Origin of the sequence: Pseudomonas sp. R1-15, assembly GCF_051132085.1 — a bacterium.
In the GTDB taxonomy this organism is placed as follows: Bacteria; Pseudomonadota; Gammaproteobacteria; order Pseudomonadales; family Pseudomonadaceae; genus Aquipseudomonas.
Map to the genome: position 1 here is coordinate 3,945,371 of NZ_CP071660.1, position 23,834 is coordinate 3,969,204.

Annotated in this window: 16 protein-coding genes; 7 read left to right on the plus strand and 9 right to left on the minus strand. The window is 60.2% G+C overall.

The window, feature by feature from the left end:
• Positions 1 to 25 precede the first annotated feature (25 nt).
• Both fadB and J3P97_RS17865 read right to left on the minus strand, forming a co-directional pair.
• Positions 26 to 2,173, minus strand: coding sequence for a fatty acid oxidation complex subunit alpha FadB (gene fadB, locus J3P97_RS17860; protein WP_434573018.1), 2,148 nt, complete (start codon positions 2,171 to 2,173; stop codon positions 26 to 28).
• Positions 2,174 to 2,657: 484 nt separating this feature from the next.
• Positions 2,658 to 3,095 carry a hypothetical protein gene (locus tag J3P97_RS17865; RefSeq protein WP_305499990.1) on the minus strand — a complete coding sequence of 146 codons (438 nt, stop codon included), beginning with the start codon at positions 3,093 to 3,095 and terminating at the stop codon, positions 2,658 to 2,660.
• Positions 3,096 to 3,197: 102 nt separating this feature from the next.
• Between J3P97_RS17865 and J3P97_RS17870 the strand changes: the two genes are divergently transcribed.
• Entirely contained in the window at positions 3,198 to 3,638 is a 441-nt protein-coding gene (locus J3P97_RS17870) for a universal stress protein (RefSeq protein WP_305499988.1), read from the plus strand.
• 168 nt (positions 3,639 to 3,806) lie between these two features.
• On the opposite strand, the gene J3P97_RS17875 is transcribed toward J3P97_RS17870, so the two are convergent.
• Positions 3,807 to 5,726, minus strand: a complete 1,920-nt coding sequence (locus tag J3P97_RS17875; RefSeq protein WP_434672423.1) for an ATP-binding cassette domain-containing protein — start codon at positions 5,724 to 5,726, stop codon at positions 3,807 to 3,809.
• A gap of 213 nt (positions 5,727 to 5,939) precedes the next feature.
• On the opposite strand from J3P97_RS17875, the gene J3P97_RS17880 reads away from it, so the two are divergent.
• On the plus strand, positions 5,940 to 7,868 hold the full coding sequence (locus J3P97_RS17880; RefSeq protein ID WP_434573016.1) for a transglycosylase SLT domain-containing protein: 1,929 nt from the start codon (positions 5,940 to 5,942) through the stop codon (positions 7,866 to 7,868).
• 129 nt (positions 7,869 to 7,997) lie between these two features.
• Here J3P97_RS17880 and J3P97_RS17885 read toward each other — a convergent pair whose 3' ends face one another.
• Positions 7,998 to 9,014: a Fic family protein gene (locus J3P97_RS17885; RefSeq protein WP_434672424.1), complete on the minus strand. Its 1,017-nt coding sequence runs from the start codon at positions 9,012 to 9,014 to the stop codon at positions 7,998 to 8,000.
• 65 nt (positions 9,015 to 9,079) lie between these two features.
• Positions 9,080 to 10,855 carry an ABC transporter transmembrane domain-containing protein gene (locus tag J3P97_RS17890; protein WP_434672425.1) on the minus strand — a complete coding sequence of 592 codons (1,776 nt, stop codon included), beginning with the start codon at positions 10,853 to 10,855 and terminating at the stop codon, positions 9,080 to 9,082.
• 249 nt (positions 10,856 to 11,104) lie between these two features.
• Between J3P97_RS17890 and J3P97_RS17895 the strand changes: the two genes are divergently transcribed.
• Entirely contained in the window at positions 11,105 to 11,284 is a 180-nt protein-coding gene (locus J3P97_RS17895; protein ID WP_123341965.1) for a PA1571 family protein, read from the plus strand.
• 165 nt (positions 11,285 to 11,449) lie between these two features.
• On the opposite strand, the gene pdxB is transcribed toward J3P97_RS17895, so the two are convergent.
• Positions 11,450 to 12,592 (minus strand): 4-phosphoerythronate dehydrogenase PdxB, encoded by a 1,143-nt coding sequence (pdxB, locus tag J3P97_RS17900; RefSeq protein WP_434672426.1) that lies wholly within the window; start codon positions 12,590 to 12,592, stop codon positions 11,450 to 11,452.
• A 284-nt stretch (positions 12,593 to 12,876) separates the two neighbouring features.
• On the opposite strand from pdxB, the gene J3P97_RS17905 reads away from it, so the two are divergent.
• Entirely contained in the window at positions 12,877 to 14,280 is a 1,404-nt protein-coding gene (locus J3P97_RS17905; protein ID WP_434672427.1) for an MATE family efflux transporter, read from the plus strand.
• Here J3P97_RS17905 and tusA read toward each other — a convergent pair.
• The gene (tusA, locus tag J3P97_RS17910; RefSeq protein ID WP_305499973.1) at positions 14,277 to 14,528 is read right to left on the minus strand and encodes a sulfurtransferase TusA; all 252 of its coding nucleotides are present in this window, start codon (positions 14,526 to 14,528) and stop codon (positions 14,277 to 14,279) included. The genes J3P97_RS17905 and tusA overlap by 4 nt on opposite strands.
• Before the next feature lie 198 nt (positions 14,529 to 14,726).
• Complete coding sequence (rlmM, locus tag J3P97_RS17915; protein WP_434573009.1) at positions 14,727 to 15,800, minus strand: 23S rRNA (cytidine(2498)-2'-O)-methyltransferase RlmM; 1,074 nt, start codon at positions 15,798 to 15,800, stop codon at positions 14,727 to 14,729.
• Between the two features lie 172 nt (positions 15,801 to 15,972).
• On the opposite strand from rlmM, the gene acnA reads away from it, so the two are divergent.
• Positions 15,973 to 18,714, plus strand: coding sequence for an aconitate hydratase AcnA (acnA, locus tag J3P97_RS17920; RefSeq protein ID WP_434672428.1), 2,742 nt, complete (start codon positions 15,973 to 15,975; stop codon positions 18,712 to 18,714).
• Positions 18,715 to 18,898: 184 nt separating this feature from the next.
• Here acnA and J3P97_RS17925 read toward each other — a convergent pair whose 3' ends face one another.
• Entirely contained in the window at positions 18,899 to 21,013 is a 2,115-nt protein-coding gene (locus J3P97_RS17925) for a fibronectin type III domain-containing protein (protein ID WP_434672429.1), read from the minus strand.
• Between the two features lie 234 nt (positions 21,014 to 21,247).
• On the opposite strand from J3P97_RS17925, the gene J3P97_RS17930 reads away from it, so the two are divergent.
• Entirely contained in the window at positions 21,248 to 22,036 is a 789-nt protein-coding gene (locus J3P97_RS17930; protein ID WP_434672430.1) for a lysostaphin resistance A-like protein, read from the plus strand.
• 76 nt (positions 22,037 to 22,112) lie between these two features.
• Positions 22,113 to 23,678: a methyl-accepting chemotaxis protein gene (locus J3P97_RS17935; RefSeq protein ID WP_434573002.1), complete on the plus strand. Its 1,566-nt coding sequence runs from the start codon at positions 22,113 to 22,115 to the stop codon at positions 23,676 to 23,678.
• The last annotated feature ends 156 nt before the right edge of the window (positions 23,679 to 23,834 follow it).

The window sequence follows — 23,834 nt, forward strand, 5'->3', positions numbered from 1 at the left end:
TTCTCTCGCTCTAGTCGTTGGGCGCTTAACCGAAGAAACGCTGGCCGTTCTTGGCCATTTCACGCAGCTTCGCGGTCGGGTGGTACAGCGCGCCCAGATCAGCGTACTGGTCAGCCAGGGCAACGAACTCGGCGACACCGATCGAATCGATGTAGCGCAGCGCACCGCCACGGAATGGAGGGAAACCGATACCGTAGACCAGACCCATGTCGGCTTCGGCGGCGGTTTCGACAATGCCGTCTTCCAGGCAACGCACGGTTTCCAGGCACAGCGGGATCATCATCCAGTTGATGATGTCCTCGTCGGTGACTTCGCGTTGCTCGTAGACGATCGGCTTGAGCACTTCCAGCACCGACGAATCGGCGACTTTCTTCTGCTTGCCGCGTTTGTCGGTCTCGTAGGCGTAGAAGCCCTTGCCGTTCTTCTGGCCAAGGCGCTTGGCTTCGTAGAGCACGTCGACAGCCGAACGGCGATCGTCTTTCATACGATCCGGGAAGCCTTCGGCCATGACATCGCGACCGTGGTGGCCGGTGTCGATGCCAACCACGTCCATCAGGTACGCCGGGCCCATCGGCCAGCCGAATTTTTCCATGATCTTGTCGATGCGCACGAAGTCCACGCCGGCGCTGACCAGCTTGGCGAAACCGCCGAAATACGGGAACAGCACGCGGTTGACCAGAAAGCCCGGGCAGTCGTTGACCACGATCGGGTTCTTGCCCATTTTTTTCGCGTAGGCCACGGTGGTGGCGATCGCCTGCTCACTGGACTTCTCGCCACGGATGACTTCCACCAGCGGCATCATGTGAACCGGGTTGAAGAAGTGCATGCCGACGAAGTTTTCCGGACGCTTGAGGGCCTTGGCCAGCAGCGAGATGGAAATGGTCGAGGTGTTGGAGGCAAGGATCGTATCTTCCTTGACCTTGTCTTCGACTTCAGCCAGTACCGCCTGCTTGACCTTCGGGTTCTCGACAACGGCTTCGACCACCAGGTCGACATGGCCGAAATCGCCATAGGACAGCGTCGGGCGAATGCCGTTGAGCACTTCGGCCATCTTCGCGGCGGTCATGCGACCTTTGTCGACACGGCCGACCAGCAGCTTGGCAGCTTCGGCCAGGCCTTGTTCGATGCCATGTTCGTTGATGTCTTTCATCAGGATCGGCGTGCCCTTGGACGCCGACTGGTAGGCGATACCACCGCCCATGATGCCAGCACCCAACACAGCCGCCTGCTTCACGTCGCGAGCGATTTCGTCGTAGGCCTTGGCCTTTTTCTTCAGCTCCTGATCGTTGAGGAACAGGCCGATCAGGCTTTGCGCAGCCGAGGTCTTGGCCAGCTTGACGAAACCGGCGGCCTCGATTTCCAGGGCCTTGTCGCGACCGAAATTCGCGGCTTTCTGGATGGTCTTGATGGCTTCGACCGGCGCCGGGTAGTTCGGGCCAGCCTGACCGGCGACGAAGCCCTTGGCGGTTTCGAAGGCCATCATTTGTTCAATGGCGTTGAGCTTGAGCTTTTCCAGCTTCGGCTGGCGCTTGGCCTTGTAGTCGAACTCGCCACTGATGGCGCGCTTGATCGTCTCAAGGGCCGCTTCCTGGAGCTTGCCAGGTTCGACCACGGCATCCACGGCGCCGACTTTCAGCGCGTCTTCGGCACGGTTTTCCTTGCCAGCGGCAATCCACTCGATGGCATTGTCGGCACCGATCAGGCGCGGCAGGCGCACGGTACCGCCGAAGCCCGGGTAGATGCCCAGCTTGACTTCCGGCAGGCCGATCTTGGCGGAGGTGGACATGACACGGTAATCGGCCGCCAGGCACATTTCCAGGCCGCCACCCAGGGCGATGCCGTTGATGGCCGCAACCGTTGGCACGCCAAGGTCTTCGAAATCGCTAAAGATACGGTTCGCTTCGAGGTTGCCTGCGATCAGTTCGGCATCGGGCAGCTTGAAGTTATCGACGAATTCGGTGATGTCGGCGCCGACGATGAACACGTCCTTGCCGCTGCTGACGATCACACCCTTGATCGAAGCATCTGCCTTGATAGTGTCCACGGCCTGACGCAGTTCGTTCAGGGTTAGACGGTTGAACTTGTTGACGGACTCACCCTTGAGATCGAACTTCAGTTCGACAATGCCACTTTCAAGAGCCTTAACCGTGATGGCTTTACCTTCGTAAATCATCAACTGATCTCCACGATATGGAAGCTGAACAGTACACGTTGAACGCTGACCGCTGGTTCGGCATGGACATTACCGTCGATGCTACGCCAATCCGCCAGGCACACCCGCCAACGCGATCGTCGGGTTCTGTAGGAACGTTCTGAAAATACAAACGCTCAATTCATACGCCCGTTTGATTTGGGTACGTCACCTTCACGGAATTTCCGACAATTGTCAATCGCCCTAAACAAGCGCTTGAACGCGACTTTACGGTCATTTCCGTACCCTGCGGATCCGCAACACGACGCCGCATGGGCAGCCATTCATAGAATCAATAATTAGAAAAGTCGCCCTAATTCCGAGCGCGCCGTATTCAACCGGCTAAGCTGGTGACAAGACGTTTGAGCCGAATGAAGAAAGGACGTTCGAATGAACGCCCCGAGGAGATGGTTTACCGGCCTGCCTGGCCAACCCGCCCGATGAATCTGTCGGGCTTTTTTACGCCTCAAGCCAATGCGTTGAGCACCGCGGATATATCCTGCAAAACACTCGCCTCGCCCTTTTCGCCCCAGTACAAGGTGATCATCTGCTTGTCGGCTTCGATTTTGTAAACGTTGGCGGGCAGCTTGTGGAAATGCGCCAGCAGCGACTCGTCCAGACAGGGCTCGCGCCACTGATTGACCCACACGCCAGGGGCGCTCTGCCAGTAGCTCCAGAGGGCCGGCTGCTTGCCACGTCGGGGCCGGTGGTACTGAGCGCAAGGGTTGGGCGGCGGCTGACTGAGCCAGTGGGGCCACTCCTGGGAAGCCAGTTGCATGGCCAGGCCGAGGCGTCGCGCCTCCATGCGCAGGGCCATGCGACCGCTCTGAACACGCGATGGCCGCAACCATGCCAAGGGGCTCAATACCACCAACAGGATTGACACCACTATCCAGACCGTCATATCTGTACTCCCGAATTCTGATGAGCCCGTTGACCCGCATCGCCGTCAATGCGCTTGAAACCAGCCATACTTACCGTATCGCCATTCTCTGGAGTGCTTTTCATGTACTACGAACACGTCCTGGTCGCCGTCGACCTTACTGAAGAATGCGATCCTGTCGTCAAGCGAGCCCTCGCTCTCTGCGAAGGCCGGGACAACAAACTGTCGCTGGTGCATATCGTCGAGCCGATGGCCATGGCCTTCGGCGGCGACGTCCCAATGGACCTTTCCCAGTTGCAACAGCAACAATTTGACCAGGCCAAGGAACGCCTTGATCGACTGATCGTGAAATACCCGGCATTAAAAAAGGAAAACAGCCACCTGACCTACGGCCAGCCGCGCCAGGAGATTCATCACCTGGCCAAGGAGCAGGGCTGCGACCTGATCGTTGTCGGCAGCCATGGCCGCCACGGCCTGGCGCTGCTGCTGGGCTCCACTGCCAACGACGTATTGCATGGCGCGCCATGCGACGTGCTGGCGGTGCACCTGGTCAAGCGCTCGTAAACGGCAAACCGGAGGGAGCGAGCCTGCTCGCGAAAGCGCCATGACAGCCGACGTTCAAGTCGCCTGATACACCGCTTTCGCGAGCAGGCTCGCTCCCACAAGGGCAAGCGTTTCGAACAAAAATCCCGGTACTCATCGCTGAGTGCCGGGATTTTTTACGTCAACGGATCAGGCGTCCAGCTCAGCCCAGCGCTCGACCAGCGCATCCAGCTCGGCCTGCAACTGCTCCAGGTGGGCAATCACCTTGGCGGTTTCGGCCGCGGGTCGCTGGTAGAAACCGGCGTCAGCCATCTCGGCCTCCACCGCTGCAATCTGCTGCTCCTTCGCCTCGATATCGCCAGGCAATGCCTCCAGCTCACGCTGCAGTTTGTAGCTGAGCTTCTTTTTCGCAGGGGCAGGCGCGGCAGTGGCGGCAACCGGAGCCGGCTCAGCCTTGACGACCGCCGAATTCAGGTCGGCCTTGCCGGATTTGCTCTCGGTCACCCCCAGGAGACGTGGCGAGCCTCCCTGGCGCAGCCAGTCCTGGTAACCTCCGACGTACTCGCGAACCAGCCCTTCGCCTTCGAAAACCAGGGTGCTGGTGACAACGTTGTCGAGGAAGGCCCGGTCGTGGCTGACCATCAGCACGGTGCCGTTAAAGGTCAGCAACACCTCTTCCAGCAGTTCGAGGGTTTCCACGTCCAGGTCGTTGGTCGGCTCGTCGAGCACCAGCAGGTTCGCCGGCTTGCTGAACAGCTTGGCCAGCAACAGACGAGCGCGCTCGCCACCCGACAACGCCTTCACCGGGGTACGGGCGCGCTGCGGGCTGAACAGGAAATCGCCGAGGTAACTCAACACGTGGCGGCTCTGGCCGTCGATATCGATGAAGTCGCGACCTTCGGCCACGTTGTCGATCACGGTTTTTTCCAGATCCAACTGGTGGCGCAACTGGTCGAAATAGGCGACATCGATTTTTGTCCCCTCTTCCACCTTGCCGCTGGTCGGCACCAGACCGCCAAGCATCAGCTTGAGCAAGGTCGTCTTGCCGGTACCGTTGGCGCCCAGCAGGCCGATCCGATCGCCGCGCTGCAGAACCATGGAGAAGTCCTTGACCAGGAACGGGCCACCCGGGTGGGCGAAGCTGACGTTCTCCAGCACCATGACCTGCTTGCCCGACTTGTCGGCGGTTTCCAGCTGGATATTCGCCTTGCCGGTGCGCTCGCGTCGCTCGCTACGCTCAACGCGCAAGGCCTTGAGGGCGCGTACGCGCCCTTCGTTACGGGTACGTCGGGCCTTGATGCCCTGGCGGATCCAGACTTCTTCCTGGGCCAGGCGCTTGTCGAACAGCGCATTGGCGGTTTCTTCCGCCGCCAGCACTGCTTCCTTGTGAACCAGGAAACTGGCGTAGTCGCCGTTCCAGTCGATCAGGCCGCCGCGATCCAGTTCGAGGATGCGGGTCGCCAGGTTCTGCAGGAAGGAACGGTCGTGAGTGATGAACAGCACCGCGCCCTGGAAATCCTTGAGGGCCTCTTCAAGCCAGGCGATGGCGCCGATGTCGAGGTGGTTGGTCGGCTCGTCGAGCAGCAGCAGGTCGGGTTCGGACACCAGGGCCTGGGCCAGCAGGACGCGGCGACGCCAGCCACCGGACAGCTCGGCCAGGGTCTTGTCGGCCGGCAGTTGCAAGCGGCTCAGCGTGCTGTCGACCAATTGCTGCAGGCGCCAACCGTCACGGGCTTCGAGGTCGTGCTGGACATGCATCAGCTTGTCCAGGTCGGCATCGGTGACGATGTTCTGGCTCAGGTGATGATATTCGGCCAACAGCGCGCCGACACCGTCCAGGCCTTCGGCGACCACATCGAATATCGTCCGCTCGTCGGCTACCGGCAGTTCCTGAGGCAATTCGCCGATCTTCAGGCCTGGCGCGCGCCAGACCGAGCCGTCGTCGGGCTTCTGGTCGCCCTTGACCAGCTTCATCATGCTGGACTTGCCAGTGCCGTTGCGGCCGATGATGCACACCCGCTCTCCACGGGCGATCTGCCAGGACACCTTGTCCAACAACGGCATCGCGCCGAAAGCAAGGGACACATCGCTGAATTTGAGCAGGGTCATGAGCTTCTCCAAAAACCGGGCGCGCATTCTACCTGAGAAGAGGCCTCAAAGGTCCGCCAATTTCGCCTCCGAAGCACTCTGCACAACAATTGTTGCGAACTTGCGCGAACGGCCCTGCAAAGCTTTCGCCGGTTGCTGGCAAAAGGCTAAGCTACAGACAGTTACCCCGGGCTTCCCCCCGGGCTTGTCTTGTTTTTTCTGCCCGGACGTATCATGCGCAGTCGCCTTTTCAGTGTCTTATCTTGTTTGTTTGTGTGTGCCACTGCCGTTCAGACCGCCCAGGCGGTGGATATTTCCACCCAGCGCCAGTATTACGATGAGGCCAAGCGCGCCCTGGCCAAAGGTGATTCCGGCCCCTATTTGCGCTACAGCCAGGCCCTGCGCGATTATCCGCTGGAGCCCTACCTCGCCTACGATGAGTTGACCGCTCGCCTGAAAAGCGCGAGCAATGCCGAGATCGAGAAATTCCTCGCCGAACATGGCGACCTGCCCCAGGCCAACTGGATGAAGCTGCGCTGGTTGCGCTGGCTGGCCGAGCGTGGCGACTGGGCGACCTTCGTCAAGTATTACGACCCCAAGCTCAACTTCACCGAACTCGATTGCCTCAATGCTCAATATCAACTGAGCCATGGCCTCAAGGCCGAAGGCTACGCCAACGCCGAGAAACTCTGGCTTACCGGCAAATCCCAGCCGGCGGCCTGCGATGCGCTGTTCGGCATGTGGGCGGCCCAAGGCCAACTGACTGAACAGAAACGCTGGGAGCGCGCCAAGCTCGCCGCCCAGGCGCGTAACTATCCGCTGGCCAACAGCCTGGTGAGCGGCCTGACCACCCTGGCGCCTCGCGGCAGCCTGTTGATCGACGTGGCGCAGAAGCCCGAACTGCTCAACCAGCCTTCGCGCTTCGCGCCCGCCGATGAACCGATGTCCGATGTCGTGAGCCTCGGCTTGCGACGCCTGGCACGCCAGGACCCGGAAAAAGCCATGGCGTTGCTGGACGGGTATGCCAGCACCATGCATTTCTCTCGAGACGAGAAAGTGGCAATCGCCCGGGAAATCGGTCTGACCCTGGCCAAACGCTTCGACAGCCGCGCCCTCGACGTGATGACCAAATACGACCCGGAGCTGCGCGATGACACTGTCTCGGAATGGCGTTTGCGCCTGCTGCTGCGCCTGGCCCGCTGGGAAGATGCCTATCAGTTGACCCGCCGCCTACCCGAGTCGCTCGCCACCACCAACCGCTGGCGTTACTGGCAGGCCCGCAGCCTGGAACTGGCGCAGCCGCAGAATCCGCAAGCGGTGACGCTCTATAAGCAACTGGCCCGGGAGCGTGACTTCTACGGCTTCCTCGCGGCCGACCGGTCCCAGTCACCCTATTCGCTCAACAACAAACCGCTGGTGATGAGCCAGGCGCTGATCAACAAAGTGCGCAACACCCCTGGAGTGCGCCGCGCGCTGGAGTTTCATGCGCGCGGACAGATCGTCGATGGCCGCCGCGAGTGGTATCACGTCAGCCGTCATTTCAGCCGGGACGAAATGGTTGCCCAGGCGAAACTGGCCTATGACCTGAAATGGTACTTCCCGGCCATCCGCACCATCAGCCAGGCCAAATACTGGGACGACCTGGATATCCGCTTCCCGATGGCCCACCGCGACACCCTGGTACGCGAAGCGAAAATCCGCGGCCTGCATCCAAGCTGGGCGTTCGCTATCACCCGCCAGGAAAGCGCATTCATGGACGATGCCCGCTCCAGCGTCGGTGCCAGCGGCCTGATGCAGTTGATGCCAGGCACCGCCAAGGAAACCGCCCGCAAGTTCAACATTCCCCTGGCATCGCCTCAGCAGGTGTTCAACCCGGACAAGAACATCCAGCTCGGCGCGGCTTACCTGAGCCAGGTGCACAGCCAGTTCAACGGCAACCGGGTCCTCGCCTCCGCCGCGTACAACGCCGGCCCTGGCCGCGTGCGTCAATGGCTGCGTGGCGCTGACCACCTGAGCTTCGACGTCTGGGTCGAAAGCATCCCTTTCGACGAAACCCGCCAATACGTACAGAACGTGCTGTCCTACTCGGTGATCTACGGCCAGAAACTCAACTCGCCACAACCGTTGGTGGACTGGCACGAGCGCTATTTTGACGATCAGTAATCACCAAAAGCCCTGATAGAGAACCTGTGGGAGCGAGCCTGCTCGCGAAAGCGGCGTGACAGTCAACATCAATGTTGCTGGCTTATCGCCTTCGCGAGCAGGCTCGCTCCCACATCGTTTTGCAGGGGTTCAACCAGACCGCATCAGTTTTTGCTTACCCAATGGAGTAAGCCGATACCGTTGCGCCGGGCTCCTGGGTGATCCGGGATCGGTCATTTCGATCAAACCGCAAGCTAACGCCGGCTTGAGGTAGTTGCTGCGAAATGTGGCCTTATGCGCCAGCCCCAACTGCTCCATCAGCTCATTGACCTTGAAGGTCCCACCCCCACGTAAAGCTTGAAGCAACCTGGCTACTTGGTCGGTTACTTGGTCGGTTAAAGGTTCGCTATGAAGTGCTTCTCCAAGCGCGACATTAAGTGAGCTCAGCATGAACTCAACAAAAGGGGTCGCCTCGGCCAGTCGGTCCGAAGCCGATAGCGCAGCGTAATAGGCATCCTGTTGATCGCGAATCACCGCTTCGACCGGCAGGTAAGCCAATACAGGTCGCCACCGGCTGAGTATCAATGGTTGCCACAGGCGCCCCATCCGTCCGTTTCCGTCTGCAAAAGGATGGATGAATTCGAATTCGTAATGAAAAACGCAGCTGATGATCAACGGGTGCCAATCACACGACCCGGCCCATTCCAGCAGATCGTCAATCAAATGTGTTACGCGACTGGGCGGCGGTGCCATTCGGACCAGTTGATCACCTCGATAAATGCCCACGCCCGCACGGCGAAACTGTCCCGCATCATCAATCAACCCGTGCATCAGTAATTCATGGGCGGTGAGCAAGTCGGTCCGGCTTTCGGGCTGCCAATTCGACATCGCTTCGTAGGCAGCAAAAGCATTACGCACTTCCTGAATTTCACGAGGCAGACCCAACACCCGCTGCCCAGCCAGAAGCGCAGTGACCTGCTCGACAGTCAGGGTATTGTTTTCGATCGCCAGGGTCGCTTGAATCGTGCGGATCCGGTTTCCCCGGCGCAGCTGCGGTGTCTGCTGGCTCTCGCCGACAGCTGAAAGCTGGCCGATCTGCTCGCTGATATCCGCGATCAATCCCAGCATTCCAGTCGTCAGGGTCAACGGTGGCGCGTAACGACTCATACCTTATCCAAGCCAGACACACAGTTCGACATAATGCCCCAACACCTCGGTGTGAGCAGCACTCATTAAACATCCTCTCCCTGCTGACTGAACTGCAACGCCGCCAACCGCGCATACAGCGCATTACTCGCCACCAACTCCTGATGAGTGCCCACGGCGACCACCCTGCCCTGGTCCATCACCGCGATCCGGTCGGCATTTTTCACCGTGGCCAGGCGGTGGGCGATGACCAGGGTGGTGCGGTTTTTCATCAGGCTGGGCAGGGCTTGCTGGATGAGGTGTTCGCTTTGTGCATCGAGCGCGCTGGTGGCTTCGTCCAACAGCAGGATCGGCGCGTCGATCAGCAGTGCCCGGGCGATGGCCAGGCGTTGGCGCTGGCCACCGGACAAACCCAGGCCGCCATCACCCAGATGGGTCTGGTAGCCATCGGGCATTTTCTCGATGAAGTCATGGGCGTGAGCGATCCGCGCCGCTTCGCGCACCTGTTCGTCGGTGGCTTGCGGATTGCCGTAGCGAATATTTTCTTCCACCGTGCCGAAAAACAGTGCCGGGCTCTGCGAGACCAGGGCGAAGTGACGACGCAGGTCCAACGGGTCAAGCAAGGTCAGCGGCACACCATCGAGGAATATCTGCCCCTGCACTGGATCGTAGAACCGCAGCAGCAGGTCGTACACGGTGGTTTTGCCCGCCCCGGACGGACCGACCAGCGCGACGGTTTCGCCAGCGTTGACGCTCAGGTCCAGGCCATCGACCGCATAGCTTTCCGGCCGCGACGGGTAGGAAAACCGTACACCTTCAAGGCGCAGGTCGCCGCTGACCCGCTGCGGCAACGTGACAAGGCCCGTCGCCGGCGGCTGGATGATGTTCTCCGAACGCAGCAACTCGGCAATTCGCTCAGCGGCGCCAGCCGCCCGCTGCAGCTCGCCGATCACTTCGCTGAGCGTACCGAAAGCGCTCCCGACAATCAGGCTGTAGAACACGAATGCCGCCAGCTCACCGCCGGAAATGCGCCCGGCGATCACGTCCATGCCACCGACCCAGAGCATTACGCCCACCGCACCCAGTACCAGAACGATCACCAGGGTAATCAACCAGGCGCGCTGGGCGATGCGCTTGCGGGCAGTGTCCAAGGCCTGCTCCACGGTAGCAGCGAAACGGTGCTCGTCCTGGACCTGGTGGTTATAGGCCTGCACCGTCTTGATCTGGCCGAGGGTTTCGGAAACGTAACTGCCGACATCGGCGATGCGGTCCTGGCTTTCGCGGGACAGGCTGCGCACTCGCCGGCCAAAGACCAGGATCGGCGCCAGCACCAGCGGCAACGCAACCACGACGATGCTGGTGAGCTTGGGATTGGTGATGAACAGCAGCACGATGCCTCCGACCACCATCAGCGCGTTGCGCAGAAACAGTGACAACGACGAACCGATCACCGATTGCAGCAGCGTGGTGTCGGCGGTCAGGCGTGACTGGATTTCCGAACTGCGGTTGTTTTCGTAGAACCCGGGATGCAGATACACCAGGTGGTTGAAAACCTGTCGGCGGATATCGGCCACCACCCGCTCGCCAATCCACGACACCAGGTAGAAACGGGCAAACGTACCGACCGCCAACCCCGCCACCAGGACCATGAACAACCCGATCGATTGATTGAGCAGATGTGGCGAGCGCGTCATGAAACCCTGATCCACCAGCAACCGGATACCCTGCCCCATGGACAAGGTAATGCCGGCGGTGACGATCAGGGCCAGCAACGCGCCAACGACCTGTTTGCGGTAAGGAGCGATGAAGCCGCTGGCCAGGCGTATGGCACGGCGTTGTCGGGAAGAAAGCATCGAGAGCATCCGATAATGCAACGGGAAAGGAGTCGGTCAGGGACACCGAAACGCAGCGGAACCAATTTGAATCAGAATGAGTCAGGTTAAATATGACCGCCAAGATTAGCCCCTAGATGTTATCGGTCTAAAGTCTGGCTGGAAATGCGTCGGCGTTTCTGGTTGAGTGGAGCTGTCGCCGTGAACCTTCAAGGAGTGTCATGGCTCGGTCACCTGGCGACATTACTATAGGCACGCAACCTGATGAGGAGACAGGCCATGTCCTTGCAACACAGCAGCGAAGACAAGATTCAAGTTATCCGCACGCAACCGGACCAGTCCCTGGGCTGCTCGTTCATCGATGCCCAAGGGCGCGAAGTACCGATCACCGAAGACATGATCCAGAAAGCCTGCAGCGAACTGGAAAAACGACTGGTCAAACCTGCCGAACAAAAGTGATACAGCCCCGTCTTCAACTGGACCCGACCTTGATGTCGGGTTTTTTATGCCTTTGATTTTCCGGCTTGCGGGGTGAAGGAGCTTGCTCCGGCTGGACAGTTGCAGTCGGCGACTGCTTCGCAGCCGAGCGGGAGCAAGCTCCCTCGCCACAAAGGCGCTCTACGCTCAAGCGATGGTGGCGCCCAGGGCTGCCACGATATTTTCCAACGTCGGCGATTGCCCTTCGATCCGCACCTTCAAGCTATCGATTTCCCGGCGTGGCGGATAATGCTTGCGCAAGGCATCAAAAGCGCTACGTTGCTCGCTGTCGGTGCCGATCAGGCTGCGGCGAAAGTCCGCATCGTCACGGCGCGGATCGTACACGCTCCGGCACAACGCCGACAGGGCCCAGGCCGGGTCGGTGGCGGCATCCAGCGTGAGGCCGGCGAGCCACGGCCGAGGCAACAGCTCGGCCAGGCTGACTTCCACCGGCCGCTGCAGGAATCCGCACAAGGCTTCATAAATCTGCGCCGTGCCACGCTGGCGACCGTCAAGGCTATAGCCGGCGATGTGCGGCGTGGCGATCACGCAGAGGTCGGCCAGATCGACGTCGACTGTCGGCTCCCGCTCCCAGACATCCAGCACCGCTTGCAGATCTTCACGCTCCAGCAGCACCTCGCGCAGCGCCATGTTGTCGATGACCGGGCCGCGCGCGGCGTTGATCAACCAGGTCCCCGGCTTGAGGTTGTTCAATCGTTGCTCGTCGAAAAGGTGCCAGGTCGGTTGCTCGCCATCGCGGGTCAGGGGCGTGTGCAGGCTGATCACATCGCACTGCTCGATAATCTGCTCCAGGCTCAGGTAATCGCCGCCTTCGGCAGCCTGACGCGGCGGATCACAGACTTTAACGACCCAGCCCAGGTCTTTGAGTACCTTGATCAATCGCCCGCCCACCTGCCCCGCGCCGACGACGCCAAAGGTGCGCTGCGCAAGATCCGCACCTTCGATTTCCGCCAGGGTCATGAGACAGCCCAGCACATAGTCCACCACACCACGGGCGTTACAACCCGGGGCACTGGCCCAGCGGATGCCGGCTTCGGCGAAATATTCCAGGTCCAGGTGATCGGTGCCGATGGTGCAGGTGCCGACAAAACGCACCTTGCTGCCTTCCAGCAGCGCCCGATTGACCTGGCTGACCGAACGCACCAGCAGCACGTCAGCCTGCTCGACCAACGCCCGGTCGATGCCCCGCCCCGGCACCCGGCGGATTTCACCAAAACCTTGAAAAAACGCATCGAGCAGGGGAATGTTTTCGTCGGCAACGATCAGCATGGCAAAGCTCCTTTGGCGGGATGGGCAGTGTAGGCGTTCCGGTTGCTTCGCGCATTACCAGGAGCGAGCAGTACCATTGTGGCGAGGGAGCTTGCTCCCGCTGGCCTGCGAAGCGGGCCCAAAATGCCAGCGACTGCTGCGCAGCCGAACGGGAGCAAGCTCCCTCGCCACGAAAGCTGCCGTACTGCCCGATTACAAATCCCCAACACAGGTTTTTTCCTGACCGATGCGTCAAGGCGTAGAATTCGCCGCCTTGCGCTTAATATTTTTCGGATGCTTGCCCTGTGAATCCTGTGATCGACACCCCCACCACTCTCTCCCGCCCGGCCCGGGTGCGCCTGGAGCTCAAGACGTTGCTGGCCCTGGCCCTGCCGATCATGGTGGCGCAATTGGCGACCACCGCCATGGGCTTTGTCGACGCGGTGATGGCCGGCCGGGTCGGGCCGCGGGATCTCGCGGCGGTGGCGCTGGGCAACTCGATCTGGGTTCCGGTATTCCTGTTGATGACCGGCACGCTGTTGGCTACCACGCCGAAGGTGGCCCAGCGTTTCGGTGCCGGTACGTTTGAACAGATCGGTCCATTGGTGCGTCAGGCATTGTGGCTGGCACTTGCGGTGGGGCTGATCGCAACGTTGGCGCTGCTCAGCGCCGAACCGATCCTGCATGTCATGAAAGTCGATCCCGAACTGATCGGCCCTTGCATGGAATACCTGCGCGGCATCGGCAGCGGCCTCCCGGCGGTGGCAATCTATTACGTGCTGCGCTGCTTCAGCGACGGCCTGGGGCGTACGCGACCGGCGATGGTGCTGGGGCTGTGCGGGCTGGCCCTGAACATCCCGCTCAACTACATCTTCATCTATGGACACCTGGGCGTCCCCGCCATGGGCGGTGTCGGCTGCGGCTGGGCCACGGCCATCGTGATGTGGTTCATGGCGGCGGGCATGGCCGCCTGGACACGCTGGGGCCCGATCTATCAATCGAGTCAGCTGTTCAGCCGCTTCGACTGGCCGCAATGGTCGGTCATCAAGCGCCTGCTCGGCATCGGCCTGCCGATCGGCATCGCGGTGTTTGCCGAATCGAGCATCTTCGCGGTCATCGCCCTGCTGATCGGCAGCCTCGGCGCCACGGTGGTGGCCGGACACCAGATCGCCCTGAATTTCAGCTCGCTGGTGTTCATGATCCCCTATTCCCTGGGCATGGCCGTGACCGTACGGGTCGGCCAGGCGCTGGGGCGTAGCCAGCCTCGGGAAGCGCGCTTTGCGGCGGGTGTCGGCATGGCCACGGCCCTGGCGTACGCCTGCCTGTCGGCGAGCCTGATGTTCGCGTTGCGCGGGCCTATCGCGGCGATCTATACCGCCGACCCCGTGGTGATCGAAGTGGCCTCGATGCTGATCGTCTACGCGGCGCTGTTCCAGTTTTCCGATGCCATCCAGGTCACGGCGGCGGGCGCGTTGCGCGGTTACCAGGACACCCAGGTGACGATGATCCTGACGCTCTTCGCTTACTGGGGCATCGGCTTGCCGGTGGGTTACGCCCTGGGCCTGACCGACTGGCTCGGCACCGCCAGCGGCCCAAGCGGATTGTGGCAGGGTTTGATCGTGGGATTGAGCTGCGCGGCGTTGATGCTGTCGATCCGACTGACGCGCAGTGCCCGTGGGCAGATTCGCCTCAGTCGCTCGACGGGTTAAGCGAGCTTCTTGCGGATCCAGTAGCGGTAGGTGCCGTCCACTTCGTCCTGGCTGACCAGTTCGTGATCGAGAAACACGCAAAACTTGGGGATATCACGGCGCGTCGACGGGTCGGTGGCAATTACTTTCAGCAGTCCGCCGGGGGCCAGGTCACGGATATGCTGATGCAGCATCATCACCGGCTCCGGACAGTTGAGGCCGGTGGCGTCCAGCGTGCCGTCGACCGGCGTTTCGTTCATTTCACTCATGCTCTACTCCTGAAACTGGCCGCTATTGTCGCGCAATGCCGGCGTTCTTAACAGATCTACATCAACCCTGTGGCGGGGGAGCTTGCTCCCGCTCGACTGCGAAGCAGTCGTCGCTTTTAGGAGCCCAGCAGGACATTGGGGTTGCTTCGCAACCCAGCGGGAGCAAGCTCCCTCGCCACAAAAGCTCGCTTCTTACTTTCAGCGAGACTTCGGCTTCTTGCTATCCAGCCGCCGCAGATGGCACGTCACTTCCTCACGGTCGTGATACAGCTGCTTGCAGCCAATCTCGACCTTGATACCCCGGGCCTTGAAACCCTCGGCGATGCGTTCGAGCAGACGCTTCACCTCGGCGTAACGCTGCTTCATCGGCAGTTTCAAGTTGACCACCGCCTCACGGCAATGCCCCTCGCCAATCCACTCTTCCAGCATCGCCGCATTGCGCGCGGGTTTTTCGACGATGTCACAGACCATCCAGTCCACCGGCTGCTTGGGCTTGAACGTGAAGCCGTCCGCCATCAAGTGCTGCACCAGGCCCGTGTCCATCAGGCTTTCAGCCATCGGACCGTTGTCGATGGCCGTCACCAGCATGCCCCGGTTGACCAATTGCCAGGTCCAGCCACCCGGCGCGGCGCCGAGGTCCACGCCGGTCATGTCGCTGTGCAGCCGCTCGTCCCATTGGTCACGAGGAATGAAATGGTGCCAGGCTTCTTCGAGCTTGAGGGTCGAGCGGCTCGGCGCTTCCCGAGGGAATTTAAGCCGCGGAATACCCATCGGCCACATTGCCGAATTGTCAGCTTCCGCCAGGCCAAGGAACACTTCGCGGCCGCTCTTGAACGTCAGCAGCAGGCGCGGCTTGTGCGCATCGTCCACCAGCTTGCCGGCGCCACTCAAGGCCTTGCGCAACGGGCCTTCGAATTTCTTGCAGAAGTTCGACAGCTCCTTCCCGTCGTTGGTATCGACCACTTCCAGCCACAGGCTGCCGCACGTCGGGAAAGCCGCCAGGTGGGCGAGGATGACGCTGATGCGGTCGGTCTCCGGTAACTCGATGAACGAGCCACGCGCCCACTGGCGCGGGAAAATCAGCTCGGCAAAGCGCTGTCCACGCATCAGCCGCTCGGCGCCGTCTTCTTCAGTGCAGACGAATTCGGCGCACGCGCTGGCCGGCTTGGCCTTGGCGTAGCCGGCCACGTTCAGCCGCGCGGCATGTTCGGCGATCTCGGAACAGACCTCGCCTTCGAAGCCCGGTCGGCAGTGCATAAAAAGCGTGTTCATTGAAACTCCGTAGCAAAGCCTGTCACGAAAACCGCCGCATGATAGCGGAGTTCGGAACCGCGAACCTGTCCATAGAGTCCAGTGATTAGTCATACGCTCAAAACAGGGCTAGGTTAAAGGCTCTGTCCGTTCCGTCAGTCCGTAGCCGTGCGGACTCAAAGGAGTGATTTCAATGCCGTCCCTCGATAGCCTGAAAACCCTTAAAACATTGCAAGTCGACGCCAGGACTTATCACTATTTCAGCTTGCCGGACGCCGCGCGAAGCCTCGGTGATCTGGATAAACTACCGATGTCCCTCAAGGTGCTGCTGGAAAACCTGCTGCGCTGGGAAGATGAAAAAACCGTCACCGGCGCCGACCTCAAGGCCCTGGCCGGTTGGCTCAAGGAGCGCCGCTCCGACCGCGAAATCCAGTATCGCCCGGCACGGGTGCTGATGCAGGACTTTACTGGCGTGCCCGCCGTGGTCGACCTGGCCGCCATGCGCGCCGCCGTGGAAAAGGCCGGAGGCGATCCCCAGCGAATCAACCCGTTGTCACCGGTCGACCTGGTGATCGACCACTCGGTAATGGTGGACAAGTTCGCCAGCCGCCAGGCCTTCGAGCAGAACGTCGACATCGAAATGCAGCGCAACGGCGAACGTTATGCCTTCCTGCGCTGGGGCCAGAGTGCCTTCGACAACTTCAGCGTGGTGCCACCGGGCACCGGCATCTGCCACCAGGTGAACCTGGAATACCTCGGTCGCACGGTCTGGACCAAAGAGGAAGACGGCCGCACCTACGCTTTCCCGGACACGCTGGTCGGCACTGACTCTCACACCACCATGATCAATGGCCTCGGCGTGCTCGGCTGGGGCGTCGGCGGGATCGAGGCGGAAGCGGCGATGCTCGGCCAACCGGTATCGATGCTGATCCCCGAGGTTGTCGGCTTCAAGCTCACCGGCAAGCTGCGCGAAGGTATCACCGCGACCGACCTGGTGCTGACCGTCACGCAGATGCTGCGCAAGAAGGGTGTGGTGGGCAAATTCGTCGAGTTTTATGGCGACGGTCTCGCCGACCTGCCCCTGGCCGACCGCGCCACCATCGCCAACATGGCCCCGGAATACGGCGCCACGTGCGGTTTCTTCCCGGTGGACGATGTAACGCTGGATTACTTGCGCCTGTCCGGGCGCCCCGCGGAAACCGTGAAACTGGTGGAAGCCTATTGCAAGGCCCAGGGCCTGTGGCGCCTGCCTGGCCAGGAACCGGTGTTCACCGACACGCTGGAACTGGACATGGGCAGCGTCGAGGCAAGTCTCGCTGGCCCCAAGCGTCCCCAGGACCGGGTCTCGCTGCCGAATGTCGGCCAAGCCTTCAGTGATTTCCTCGGCCTGCAGATCAAACCCACCAGCAAGGACGAGGGCCGCCTGGAAAGCGAAGGCGGCGGAGGCGTCGCGGTAGGCAATGCCGACCAGGTCGGCGAAGCCGAGTACGAATTCGATGGCCAGACCCATCGCCTGAAAAACGGCGCGGTGGTGATTGCCGCCATCACCTCTTGCACCAACACCTCCAACCCCAGCGTGATGATGGCCGCCGGGCTGTTGGCAAAAAAAGCCGTGGAAAAAGGCCTGACTCGCAAACCCTGGGTCAAGAGCTCCCTGGCGCCTGGCTCCAAGGTGGTGACCGACTACTACAACGCCGCAGGGCTGACCGAGTACCTCGACAAACTCGGCTTCGACCTGGTGGGCTACGGCTGCACGACCTGTATCGGCAACTCCGGCCCTCTGCCCGACCCCATCGAAAAAGCCATCCAGAAAGCCGACCTGACCGTGGCTTCGGTGCTGTCGGGTAACCGCAACTTCGAGGGCCGGGTGCATCCGCTGGTGAAAACCAACTGGCTGGCCTCGCCGCCATTGGTGGTCGCCTACGCCTTGGCCGGCACCGTGCGCATCGATATCAGCAGCGAACCGCTGGGCAACGATCGAGACGGCAATCCGGTGTACCTGCGCGATATCTGGCCGAGCAGCAAGGAAGTAGCCGACGCCGTGGCCCAGGTCGACACCAGCATGTTCCACAAGGAATACGCCGCCGTGTTCGCCGGTGATGAACAATGGCAAGCCATCGAAGTGCCGCAGGCGGCTACTTATGTCTGGCAGGACGACTCGACCTACATCCAGCATCCGCCATTCTTCGACGACATCGGCGGGCCGCCACCGGTGATCAGGAACGTCGAGGGCGCACGCGTCCTCGCGCTGCTTGGGGACTCGGTGACCACCGACCATATCTCGCCAGCCGGCAATATCAAGGCCGACAGCCCTGCCGGCCGTTACCTGCGCGAACAAGGCGTGGAGCCGCGGGACTTCAACTCCTACGGCTCGCGACGGGGCAATCACCAGGTGATGATGCGCGGCACCTTCGCCAACATCCGTATCCGCAACGAGATGCTCGGCGGCGAAGAAGGCGGCAATACGATCTATATCCCCAACGGCGAAAGAATGTCGATCTACGATGCGGCCATGTTGTACCAGGCCACCGGCACGCCCCTGGTGGTCATTGCCGGGCAGGAATACGGCACCGGTTCGAGCCGGGACTGGGCGGCCAAGGGTACCAACCTGCTGGGCGTAAAGGCCGTGATTGCCGAAAGCTTCGAACGCATCCACCGCTCCAACCTGGTGGGCATGGGCGTGCTGCCGCTGCAATTCAAGCTCGATCAGAATCGCAAGAGCCTGAACCTCACTGGCAGGGAGACCCTTGATATCCTCGGGCTGAGCGATACCGAGCTGACGCCGCGCATGAACCTGCCTGTGGTCATCACCCGCGAGGACGGCAGCCAGGAGCGGATTGAAGTGTTGTGCCGGATCGACACCTTGAATGAAGTGGAATACTTCAAGGCTGGCGGGATCCTGCATTTTGTCCTAAGGCAAATGTTGGGAGCGTGAAAGATTCCTGACGAAATCCGGAAGGCAGCCAGGTTTTAATAAGCTGCCTTCCTTGGAATCCGACCGACGGAATCCGTCGCCCCAACTGCTGCTATAACTTCACCGAACAGGCCAGATTACCTTTGGCACAATTTTCGCTCGCTCAGTCGCGGGTTGAAAATTTCCGGGTAACTTGAAGTCAAGTTCAAGTGTGGGTTTGCACCGATGCCGGCTCAGAGGCGTTCCCAAAAATATCCAAGGCGCGAACCTCAAATAGGTGAACGCCAGATAAAGGACCGTATTGCCGGTAAGTACCGCGCTGAGTATTGAGGAGCACCTTGTCGAGGTAGACGGCATAACCCCACATGCAGACGTCGTCTGTTGATTCCTCCCACGTCAGGACGGCCAATGCAGGCGTTGAAAAAGTTACACGAAAGTTGCGCGGCACACTGGGCGGAGTGACGTCTTCAGGACCACCAATGATTTTGCCAACTAATGCTGGCTCGGAGGTATTACCAAAAGCATCCACGGCCACGACTTCAAATAAATGGAAACCGGGTACCAGATCGACGGCGGTGTACTGACCAAGCGTTGTACTGTCGACATATTCATGATTGTTGTAGATGACATATCCATACATACCGATATCGTCCGTTGATTCATCCCAGGCCAGCGTAGCTGAATCGGGGGTTGAAGAAATAATCCGTAACCTGCCCGGAACGCTCGGCGGTGCAGTGTCCGTCTGCTCAAAGGTAAGAGTAGTGGGCTCGGAGAATTGGCCATTTAACCAATTTAGAGTAATCAGCGTGATTGAATACTCAGTCCCCGGAACTAAATTTTCCAGTTGCTTTTGATAGTGAGGCTCCAGAACCGGATCCAGATATTCGTCATCAACTTTGATGACCACACCCAGAGCCCCGGTTCCTGCATGCTCGAATGACCAGTTGATTTCAACTGAAGTTGACGACGTGTGAACGACATCTATGTCGATCGGCGGCGTTGGGCGGGGCTTGGACGCCACCCCAGTGGTCTGGAACCAAACCTCACTTGGAACGGAGACGTTTCCAGCCTCATCCTCCGCACGCACGGTGGCGAGGTACCAGACACCGCGTTTCAGTTGGGTGAATGTTGTTGTCGTGAGCGATACGTTCTTAGTTACCAGATTGCAGCGTATCTTGTAACCAGTTACACCTTTATTATCGCTCGACGGTGCCCACGCCAGCGTCGCCGAAGTGTCCGTTATATTACTCAACACTGGGATCCCGGGCTGATTCGGGGGAAGAATGTCGTCGACCACTGCTTCCAAATTACTCGCTTCGGAATAATTATCACCCAGCTTGGCACGAACCGAAAACTCTAAATGCAACGGGACGGGGCCTGAGGTTACGTCCGCCAGTTTGAACTTGAAACTCAAACGACCCGGACCTGTACTAAAGGCGTGGCCGTTTATGGTCCCCTCATGCGACGGAAAATTCCAGTAGTATGGAGCCCACGCCAGCCTGCCGACTCCGTTACGTTGGCTGAATTTCAGTATAGGTGGACGCAACAACGTCTTAAATTCCAAAGAGGCGAACCTGGAAGCACGCTTTGTTCCAGTCTTGATAACCGCCCCTATTCGAACGTGGTAGACAGCAAGATCCTTGAGACAAGAAATTGTGTAAGTCAGCTGTTTGGTCTCTGCTCTGAGGACGCCATTGAGATAAATCAAGTAAAAAATTTCGCCGCTGTGGCTCTCTGATGGCCCCCAACTGAGTTCTGCACTATTGTGTGTCACTCCACTAGCCTTGAACGCCCTCGGCTTGGTAGGAGGCACTCTATCGTGGGTCACCACAAGAATGGACTGCGGGGTCCCTGGTGGATTGCCGTCACCTCTGTATGGCGTGACTTGATAAACGTATTCAACCTCTGGTGTCAGGCCCCTATCAATGTATTCACATAACGTAGTATTGACCAGTTCCCGACCGGGGCAGCTAATTTCGTAGCCAAGCAGATCCGATGAATCGACAGGAGGATCCCACGTTAACCATGCCTCGCAATAAGTTTTCCCTGGGTTATGAAGGTTACGAGGTTGTGTCGGGTCTGCAACCAATGTCGCAATGGTTTCCTGAATCTTCGGTACGCCTCTCCCACGTTCAGCGCTGTGGCGTGGAAGAAAGGGACCCGCTTCGTCGGTGCTGTTCATATTTAATGTCCGCTGAGCTTGGAGTTTCCATTGCGCAAAAGCGTCCATTGCCGTCCCAGCTGACATTGCCGGAAATCCAGGCGATGCTTGACTGGCAACACCGCGCCGGCATGCTTCTCTCTTGGCTGAAGTAAGCATGCTTTTCTCGTGCATCGAAACTGTCAGAGTTGACAGTTGTGGATGCTGCCGACGAAGCTCCATATGGCAAGACTGTGATATCAAGCGCGCCAGGCATGGCCTCCGAACATTTGGGCGAGAAATCGCCCCCTACGAAAATTCCATTACTTCAAAGTCGATGTTTTTGTACTCATCTGCTTATAAACTCCCGCCCCTGATAGCCTCTCACTGCAGAATTTTCCCTCAAGGACGTTTATGCCCGCCCTACCCTGGCCGTACCTGGCCCTTCTCTCGATCGGTTATGGCCTGGCCCTCGCGTACGGCCATCTGGCCTGGACTGCCATCATCTCGGTCGCGCTGCTGCTGTTCGCCGGGTACGCGGTTCGCCAGCGGCAGACGCCGGTCGGGCAGTTTCTCGGGCATTGCTTGTTCATCGTCCTGGCGGTCGCGTTGGCATTGCATTGGATGCCGGGTTTCTTCAACGGCCGGGCGATCGCGGCGCAACGTTTGAGCGATGACGCCGTGCGATTTGCGATGTATCTGAACCAGGACAAGCCCCTGATCGGTTTCTGGCTGTTGCTGGCGTGCCCCTGGATCGTTGGCCGCCGCTCGTTTCGTGGCGCTGTCTACGGCACGGCGCTGGGGCTTGCGCTAAGCGCGATAATGGCCTTGGGCGGGGCCATGTTGCTGGGCATGATCCATTGGGCACCGAAATGGCCGGACCAGGCCTGGATCTGGGTGCTCAACAATCTTTTATTGGTGACCTTGGTCGAGGAAGCACTGTTTCGTGGCTACATCCAGGGCGGCCTGAGCCGACGCTTCGAACATCTGCGCCATGGCGACAACCTCGCATTGCTGCTGGCCTCGCTGCTGTTCGGCCTGGTACATGCCGGTGCCGGCTGGCAGTGGGTATTGCTGTCGGGGCTGGCCGGGATCGGTTACGGCCTGGCTTATCGGTTTGGCGGCCTGGGCGCGGCGATTGCCACACATTTCGGCCTCAACCTGCTGCATTTCGCCCTGTTTACTTACCCGATGCTGGCGTGACGCCGCCGGGCAGAATTTTTTCAACAAAAAGCTGACGGTGCCGACAACCTTTCAAAGCCTTGCGGACTACACCACCATGCGTAACAACCAACCTATTACACAACGCGAAAGGACCTTCCCGGCCCAGCAGAGATTGATTTCCACCACCAATACCAAGGGTGTGATCACCTACTGCAACGACGCGTTCGTTGAAATCAGTGGGTTCTCGAAGGAAGAGCTGATCCATGCGCCGCACAACCTGGTACGCCATCCCGACGTTCCGTCGGCCGTGTTTGCTCACATGTGGGACACGCTGAAACAAGGCTTGCCATGGATGGGCATCGTCAAGAACCGCTGCCAGAACGGTGACCATTACTGGGTCAACGCCTACGTCACGCCTGTATTCGAAGGCAATCAGGTGGTCGGCTACGAATCGGTACGGGTCAAACCCAGCGCCGAGCAGATCTCCCGGGCCGAAGCGCTCTATCAACGCATCAACCAGGGCAAGGCCGCGGTACCCGGCAGCGACAAATGGCTGCCGATCCTGCAGGACTGGCTGCCATTCATCCTGGTCAGCCAGTTGAGCTTCGTCGTCGGCGCGTTCCTCAATTCTTCCTGGGGTTTTGCCCTGGCTGCGCTGCTGTCGGTGCCGTTGGGGTTGATGGGCCTGCAATGGCAGCAACGCGGGATCAAGCGCCTGCTGCGCCTGGCCGAACAGACCACTTCCGACCCGTTGATCGCGCGGATGTATACCGACAGCCGCGGTGTCCAGGCACGCCTGGAGATGTCGATTCTCAGCCAGGAAGCGCGTCTTAAAACCTGCCTGACCCGCCTGCAGGACACCGCCGAACATCTCAACGCGCAAGCGCGGCAATCCAATTCCCTGGCCCACGACAGTTCCACTGGCCTGGAGCGTCAGCGGGTGGAAACCGAACAGGTGGCCACCGCCGTCAATCAGATGGCCGCGACCACCCAGGAAGTCGCCAGCCACGTGCAGCGCACCGCCGATGCCACCCAGGAGGCCAATCGCCTGACCAGTCGCGGTCGTGACATTGCCGGAGAAACCCGTGAAGCCATCGAACGCCTGTCGGTGGTAGTGGGCGAGACCGGGCAGACCGTGACCCAGCTGGCCAAGGACAGCGACGAAATCGGTGGTGTGGTCGACGTGATCAAGGGCATCGCCGACCAGACCAACCTGCTGGCGCTCAACGCCGCCATCGAAGCGGCCCGTGCCGGTGAAATGGGCCGCGGCTTTGCCGTGGTGGCCGACGAAGTAAGGCAACTGGCCCAGCGCACCAGCGAATCCACCGGGCAGATCCATGCCCTGATCGCCAAGCTTCAACAGACCGCCAACAACGCCGTACAGACCATGGACGCTGGCCATCGCCAGGCCGAAGAAGGCGTGGCGCGGGTCATGGAAGCGGACCAGGCGCTGGTCGGGATCAGCGAAGCCGTGGCCCACATCACCGACATGACCACGCAGATCGCGGCTGCCACCGAGGAGCAGAGCTCGGTGGCCGAGGAGATCAGCCGCAACATCAGCAACATCTCGGAACTGGCCGACCAGACCTCGGGACAGGCCCACAGCTCGGCGCTGCTCAGCGAAGAACTGACTCGAACGGCCAATACCCAGTATTCGTTGGTGGAGCGGTTCAACCGCTGATTTAGATTGGAAGACTGAAAACCCGGACAGCGAAAGCTTCCGGGTTTTTTACGCTCTGAAAGATCGCTTTCGCGAGCAGGCTCGCTCCCACCCTGGATTTGCAGCGTTCACTCCCCCTGTGGGAGCGAGCCTGCTCGCGAAGAGGCCGGAACAATC

What these genes read in the sequence shown, in the direction of transcription:
- fadB (WP_434573018.1), bottom strand. Translation starts at nt 2,173, where the DNA reads ATGATTTACGAAGGTAAAGCCATCACGGTTAAGGCTCTTGAAAGTGGC.
- J3P97_RS17865 (WP_305499990.1), bottom strand. Translation starts at nt 3,095, where the DNA reads ATGACGGTCTGGATAGTGGTGTCAATCCTGTTGGTGGTATTGAGCCCC.
- J3P97_RS17870 (WP_305499988.1), top strand. Translation starts at nt 3,198, where the DNA reads ATGTACTACGAACACGTCCTGGTCGCCGTCGACCTTACTGAAGAATGC.
- J3P97_RS17875 (WP_434672423.1), bottom strand. Translation starts at nt 5,726, where the DNA reads ATGACCCTGCTCAAATTCAGCGATGTGTCCCTTGCTTTCGGCGCGATG.
- J3P97_RS17880 (WP_434573016.1), top strand. Translation starts at nt 5,940, where the DNA reads ATGCGCAGTCGCCTTTTCAGTGTCTTATCTTGTTTGTTTGTGTGTGCC.
- J3P97_RS17885 (WP_434672424.1), bottom strand. Translation starts at nt 9,014, where the DNA reads ATGAGTCGTTACGCGCCACCGTTGACCCTGACGACTGGAATGCTGGGA.
- J3P97_RS17890 (WP_434672425.1), bottom strand. Translation starts at nt 10,855, where the DNA reads ATGCTCTCGATGCTTTCTTCCCGACAACGCCGTGCCATACGCCTGGCC.
- J3P97_RS17895 (WP_123341965.1), top strand. Translation starts at nt 11,105, where the DNA reads ATGTCCTTGCAACACAGCAGCGAAGACAAGATTCAAGTTATCCGCACG.
- pdxB (WP_434672426.1), bottom strand. Translation starts at nt 12,592, where the DNA reads ATGCTGATCGTTGCCGACGAAAACATTCCCCTGCTCGATGCGTTTTTT.
- tusA (WP_305499973.1), bottom strand. Translation starts at nt 14,528, where the DNA reads ATGAGTGAAATGAACGAAACGCCGGTCGACGGCACGCTGGACGCCACC.
- rlmM (WP_434573009.1), bottom strand. Translation starts at nt 15,800, where the DNA reads ATGAACACGCTTTTTATGCACTGCCGACCGGGCTTCGAAGGCGAGGTC.
- acnA (WP_434672428.1), top strand. Translation starts at nt 15,973, where the DNA reads ATGCCGTCCCTCGATAGCCTGAAAACCCTTAAAACATTGCAAGTCGAC.
- J3P97_RS17925 (WP_434672429.1), bottom strand. Translation starts at nt 21,013, where the DNA reads ATGCTTACTTCAGCCAAGAGAGAAGCATGCCGGCGCGGTGTTGCCAGT.
- J3P97_RS17930 (WP_434672430.1), top strand. Translation starts at nt 21,248, where the DNA reads ATGCCCGCCCTACCCTGGCCGTACCTGGCCCTTCTCTCGATCGGTTAT.
- J3P97_RS17935 (WP_434573002.1), top strand. Translation starts at nt 22,113, where the DNA reads ATGCGTAACAACCAACCTATTACACAACGCGAAAGGACCTTCCCGGCC.